At 62.9% G+C, this 5,826-nt stretch carries 6 protein-coding genes; 2 read left to right on the forward strand and 4 right to left on the reverse strand.

From position 1 onward, the window contains the following. The coding region (locus tag EN984_RS20035; RefSeq protein WP_127383896.1) for a WYL domain-containing protein at window positions 1-310 on the forward strand (310 nt) is incomplete at its 5' end. A 61-nt stretch (window positions 311-371) separates the two neighbouring features. On the opposite strand, the gene EN984_RS20040 is transcribed toward EN984_RS20035, so the two are convergent. Next, complete coding sequence (locus EN984_RS20040) at window positions 372-1,067, reverse strand: DUF1013 domain-containing protein (RefSeq protein WP_127269986.1); 696 nt, start codon at window positions 1,065-1,067, stop codon at window positions 372-374. Between the two features lie 305 nt (window positions 1,068-1,372). Further along, window positions 1,373-2,008, reverse strand: a complete 636-nt coding sequence (locus tag EN984_RS37775; protein WP_164748827.1) for a hypothetical protein — start codon at window positions 2,006-2,008, stop codon at window positions 1,373-1,375. A gap of 227 nt (window positions 2,009-2,235) precedes the next feature. On the opposite strand from EN984_RS37775, the gene EN984_RS37780 reads away from it, so the two are divergent. Then, complete coding sequence (locus EN984_RS37780; protein ID WP_164751160.1) at window positions 2,236-2,409, forward strand: hypothetical protein; 174 nt, start codon at window positions 2,236-2,238, stop codon at window positions 2,407-2,409. A 78-nt stretch (window positions 2,410-2,487) separates the two neighbouring features. On the opposite strand, the gene EN984_RS20050 is transcribed toward EN984_RS37780, so the two are convergent. Next, window positions 2,488-5,127, reverse strand: a complete 2,640-nt coding sequence (locus tag EN984_RS20050; RefSeq protein ID WP_245480087.1) for an autotransporter domain-containing protein — start codon at window positions 5,125-5,127, stop codon at window positions 2,488-2,490. Then, window positions 5,124-5,826: hypothetical protein (locus EN984_RS38880; protein ID WP_245480088.1), on the reverse strand; the 703-nt coding region annotated here is incomplete at its 5' end. The genes EN984_RS20050 and EN984_RS38880, both read right to left, overlap by 4 nt.

Raw genomic sequence — 5,826 nt, forward strand, 5'->3', positions numbered from 1 at the left:
CGACCTGATCGAGCGCGCGGTCGAAAAACGCCAGGTGCTGACCATCGACTATTCCGACGAGGCCGGCCGCGGCACAGCCCGCGATATCCGCCCGCTCGGCCTGTGGTTTTGGGGCAAGGTGTGGACCCTGGTCGCCTGGTGCGAGATGCGCGACGATTTCCGCGCCTTCCGCATCGATCGCATTGCCTCCGTGGTCATCGCCGGCCGCATCTTCAAGCCGGAACGCGGCAAGCAGCTCGCCGACTTCTACCGCGCGGTGGAGCGCAGCGAGGATTACGGCATGGCGCCGGACCGCGCGGCGCGAAGCTGAGTTGTTGACCACATAAAAAAGCCCGCTCGAAGCGGGCTTTTTTTTGGAATGTCAGACAACCTCACTCGTCGTCGTCATTGTCCGTGTTCTTCGACTTCAAGGCCGAGAGCTTGGCGAACACGGCATTGGCGTCGAGTTCGGCATCCTCGTCTTTCGGCTTTTCGGGAGCCGGCACCAGCCGCTCGGTCAGGGCCGCCGGCAGCAGCGTGTCGCCGACCGGCTGCGCCTGTTCGCGGCCGCGCGAGGCGCGATTGACTTCCATGTCGAGGTCGATCTGCGAGGCGAGGCCCAGCGTCACCGGGTCCATCGGCTGTAGATTGGCCGAATTCCAGTGCTTGCGCTCACGGATCTGCTCGATCGTGGACTTGGTGGTGCCGACGAGGCGCGAGATCTGCGCGTCCTTGAGCTCGGGATGGTTGCGCACCAGCCACAGAATCGCGTTCGGCCGGTCCTGGCGCTTCGACAGCGGCGTGTAGCGCGGACCCTTGCGCTTGGATTCAGGCACCCGCACCTTGGGATCCGAAAGCTTCAGGCGCTGGTTCGAATCCTTCTCGGCACGGGCGATCTCGTCGCGGGTCAGCTGTCCGGTCATGATCGGGTCCATGCCCTTGATGCCTTGCGCCGATTCACCGTCGGCGATTGCCTTGACCTCGAGCGGGTGCAGCCCGCAGAACTGCGCGATCTGCTCGAAGGAAAGTGCGGTATTGTCGACCAGCCAGACAGCGGTCGCCTTGGGCATCAGCAGCGTATTGGCCATTTTACAAATCCTTCTCGTTCGCCCGCGTTCCCGCGCGGGCGGTGGTTTAGAGCCACCAAAATGGGAAATTCGCGGTCTGTATAACCGCTCTCGGGTCGTTTCGCAACGTTTTTGGAGCCAAAGACCGCACCGCGTGCGCTGCGCGCTCAAGACCGCCGGATCGCCCGGAGCGCGACCGCCCCTTGTTCGACGGACGGCGCAAAAAATCGCGCGTCGGCTTTCCGGCCTGCCGGTTATCGGCCCGACAGCTCCACCTACCCCAGGTCGAATGCCTCGAAACGGTAGCGGCCAGTTGTCATCCAGGTTCAGTAGAACGGCGAATATGGCTCCAGTCCCGCTCGCGTGAAGATGGAAATGGGGTGATCAATTCGCGCGACAACGCCCGCCCCCAAATTGATGCCCGTTCCGTCGCAGACACTAAAGACTTTCGACCGCGTTCCGATCAGCACATGGACCGGTTTCCCCGCCTGGACGGGGTATGTACTGTTGTGGATGAAAAGGACCCCGCTCGCTTGTAGCGTGTCGTGCGCATTGCCGTTGCTGCTCGAAATTTCGACGTAGTCGCGACCCGCGAATGAATTGTTCGTCCAGATGCCGACAACTCCTTCCACCGAGAGCCAACCATTCGCCCAGCCGTCGGCATCGCGAGGATAGTATTGTCTGAACAGGCGATAGGTCACGCGGTCCGATAGCCAAAAAACCGTCACGTAGCCGTCCATGTCCGGCACATAGGTGAACCAGATACCGGTCTCGCTCGTGGCGCGCAGGCTATCCGAATCGTATGGGTCCAGATTGTTGGCGCTGACGAAATCCATCGAGAGCGGTACCGGATCGGTCACGGCATGATCGTAGAGTTGGGTGAGCGTCCACCGTCCATTATAGTTGAACCACTTGTCGAAGTAGGTTCCTCGATCGACCGTGTTCAGGTCGATCCTCTGCAATTCCCCCCGTTCGACCGGACCAAAAGGAACTGGCCCCAGGTCCGGTATATCGAGGCGTGGTATCATAACCGTGCTGGTCGTGGTCGTTGCGACAATCTGCCTAGATCGAGCAAGGATCCTGTTTTGCCAACCGCCGATCGCACGTTCCGCGCAATCAGGTCCGCCCGATAGTCTCGCCAATAGTGCCCGGACCGGATCTTTTCGAACGCGACCATCTCTTCGATCAGATGGTCGACGTCTTTGGCGGAACGTCTTGTCTTGGAAAGGAAAGCATTCTGCTTGCCAAGCAATTTCTCTCGCGCCTTGGCCTCGCCTTCCAGAAGGTCCGTGTCGAATGGCAGTTTACATCCCTGCGTTGGGACAAAACCGCTTTCATGCTTGGTGTGGAAATCGACCTTTGACCTGACCATGTGACCTCCAGCAGTTTCTTGCCATTACCGTGGTGACGGTGCGCTTTTGCTGCTCGCCACCTGTTGCCGTCAGAACTTCACGGCGAGATCGACCTTTGCGCCCTGGTCGACCGTGCCGCCGCCGAATTGGCCGGTATAGGCCAGGCCCAGCGTCGCGTTGGCCGACATGTTGAAGTCGAGCCCAGCCTCGACGACCGCGCTGTCCCTGGCGATCGGCACGCCGGCGATGGTGAAGGCGTCGCCGCCGGCGAAGGCGAAGCTGGAGGTCGGCGTGACATCGCCGAAGGCATGACGCCAGCCGAGCATGCCGCGCGCGGTGACGTTCATGCCGCCAAACGCGAAGTCCGAGGAACCGCGCAGGCCGAGCGTGGTGAAGGTCGCATCGGTGGACGTACCGGCGCTGGTCAGTGCCGCATCGCCACCGTCTTCGGTGAAGCCGTCGGTATGGACGCTGACATAGGCCAGGTTGGCGAACGGTTCGAACCTGAATTGTCCGGCATCGGCCTTGTAGGCGAGTTCGCCGAAGACCTGCGCGGTGCCGGCATCGTAGTCGGCCGACAACCCATCCGTGAAGCCGTTGAAAGCAACCGAGCGTTTGGTCGAAAGACTGCTCCAGGAGTAGGCAGCGCCGGTGCGGAAAGCGATGGCGCCCCAGTTGGTGCCGCCATAGAGGCCGAGGTGATAGCTGTCGCTCTTGCCGGAGGAGTTTCGGTCGTCGGCATCGAAGCTCGAATGGCTGTAGCCACCGAGCAAACCGACACGCCAGCCGCCCACCAGCGTGTCGGCGCCCGCCAGCAGGCCCCCCGTCGAACGATCGAAGGCAGCGGCATTGCCGTCGGAGTCCGTGCTGCCCCAGGAACCAAAAGCCTGGCCCCAGACGGCAAAACGGTCGGTGTCGGCGGCGACCATTTCGGGGCCGCCTTCGCCATAGGCCATGACCGGCAATGCGGCCGCGCCAACATCGCCGAAAGCGGCGCGGATGCGGCTGGTCGCTGCGTCGCGGACGAAGCGGCTGTCCTCGACCAGCATGCCCTTGGCCGAGGCGTGGATTTCCCCCGAAAGCTGGTCGAAGGCTGCCTGGGCTTCGGCGTCGGTGGCTAGACCGGCAACGGCATTGAACACAGCCCCACCGGTCAGGCTGTCCAGCCCTTCACCGGTGGCAATCTGGTTCGGCGTCAGCCCGGCATCGGCGAAGTCGCGCACCTTGGTCACGTCGAGATAGGCGTTGTTGGCATCATAGGTGTCGGTCACAGACAGGAATGGAGTGCTGGTGACACCGGTCACACTATTGAACGTACCGGTCAGCCCGCCATTCGCCGTCAGCACTGTGTAGGTGCCGATAGCAAGGCCGCCGACACGCACCCCTAGAATCGCATCCGTGATATCGGCAGTTCCCGTGGTTGTGAATTTATCCGCGCTGGCACCGCTGACGTCGACGGCCAGCACCGAGCCGGCGGCGAAGGCCGCATTGCCACCAGTCTGCTCGGTGATGTCGCCAGCCACGTCATTCATCATGCTCAACTGGCCCTTGTTGGTGAAACTGGCCAAGCCGTTGAACGTCGTCGTCACGGCGACGGTTGCGCCGAGGTTGGCGGCATAAATGTTGTTGCCGATATTGTTGACCAACGTGCCGCCGCTGAACGCGTTGCTGCCGCCGGCGGTGGCCCAATTGCCACCGTTGGTGACGACATTGCCCACTGCTGCGCCCAGCTTGACCGTGCCGATCAGGGTCCCATTGTTGTTGAAGGCCACCGGGCCGCCCGATGCATCGATTGCCAGCGCCGCGGAGGTTTGCGCGTTGTTGCGCACCAGACCGCTGGTGGTGATGGAAATCGCCTGGCCCGCGGACGACACCGCCTTGATCGCGGCGTCGCCGCCTTCGACCGTACCTGTCGCCGTGATGGTGGTGGCGCCGGTTCCCCTGTTATCGGCATTGATACCGTTTTCGTGGCCGTTGACTGCCGTGACGTCGATCGTCAGGCCGCCCGTCGCGGTGGCGGCGTTGAAGGCGTATATGCCGTCGGTGCCTATTCCGGTCACCATGCCGGTCGCCGTCACGCCGGTGGCTCCGTTGCCGCTGTTGTAGGCGCGGATACCATTGGTCCCGCCGGTGACTGCCACGGCGTTCACTGTCAGGCCCGTACCCGTGGTATAGACATCGATGCCGTTGTCGACCGTTCCAGTCACCGTACCCGTCGCGGTCACGCTGGTGGCACCGGTCCCGTTGTTCTGGGCATAGATGCCGGCGAAGCCACCATTGACTGCCGCCGCACTCACCGTCAGTCCGGCCCCGTCTGTGTAGGCATCGATGCCGTTGTTGCTTGCCCCAGTCACCAAGCCCGTCGCCGTAACGCTGGTGAAGCCTGTGCCGTTGTTGGTGACGGCGATGCCGCCCTTGCCGCTAACCGCCGCGGCACTCACCGTCAGGTCGGTCGCCGTGGTGCCGTTGGTGGCATAAATACCGTCTTCGCTTGAGCCGGCTACGGCAGCCATCGTGGCTATGATGCTGGTGGCGCCGCTGCCGTCGTTCGAGGCAAAGATGCCGTACCGGCCGCCGGTCACCTTGCCGTAGGCGGTGACATTCAGATCGCTGCCAGCAGGGACGGTCGGGCCTGAAAAGGTCACGGTACCATTCAGAATCGTATTGACGACATCGAGTTGTTGTCCGCCATTGACGGCATGGATGCCGTCGCCGGTGCCGCCAGTCACGTCGCCATTGGCGGTGATGTTTTTGGGTTCAGGGCTGCGGTCGCCCCCTGGTTGATCGCGGAAATGCCGACATTGGTGCCGCTCACTTTTCCGGTGGTGACGTCGGCATCCGAGCCTAGCGAATAGACGACGACGCCATAGCCATTGGCGCCGGTCGCCGTGATATCGCCGGTGGCGTTGACGGCGGTGGCGCCGTCGCCGGTATTGATGGCGGCGAGGCCGATCAGGGCGCCGGTCAAGGCACCATTGGTATCGATGGTCACCGCGCCACCCGGGTTCGCTCCGTAATGGGGAGGTGCCACCTGTGGAACCAGCGACACGACGCCAAGGCCGATGCCCGTCGTCGAGCTTAGCGCCGAAGAATTGGCATCGGTGTAGCTGACCGCGCCGCTGCCCAGTATGCCGAGCGCGAAGGGATCGCTGGTGGTAACGCTGAACCCCGGATCGGTGGTGACCGAAGGGTTGGCCGGAGCAAGGGCAAGGGCGATGAAGTCGCCCAGGTCGAGCGGCAAGCCGATCGTGGTGGGTACGATCTGGCCGGTGGTGTTGACGCCGGAGCAGACATAGTTGGGTGGCGCCGCCGGCGTGCAGGCGGCGTCGGCATTTTGGCCCAAGCCGAGCAGCGTCGCCCCGGCCATCGCCGTGCTGACCAGCAAGCGGTTGCGATAGCGACGATTGCGATCGTTGAGATTCATGTAG

Source organism: Mesorhizobium sp. M7A.F.Ca.CA.004.12.1.1 (assembly GCF_003997835.1).
GTDB lineage: Bacteria > Pseudomonadota > Alphaproteobacteria > Rhizobiales > Rhizobiaceae > Mesorhizobium.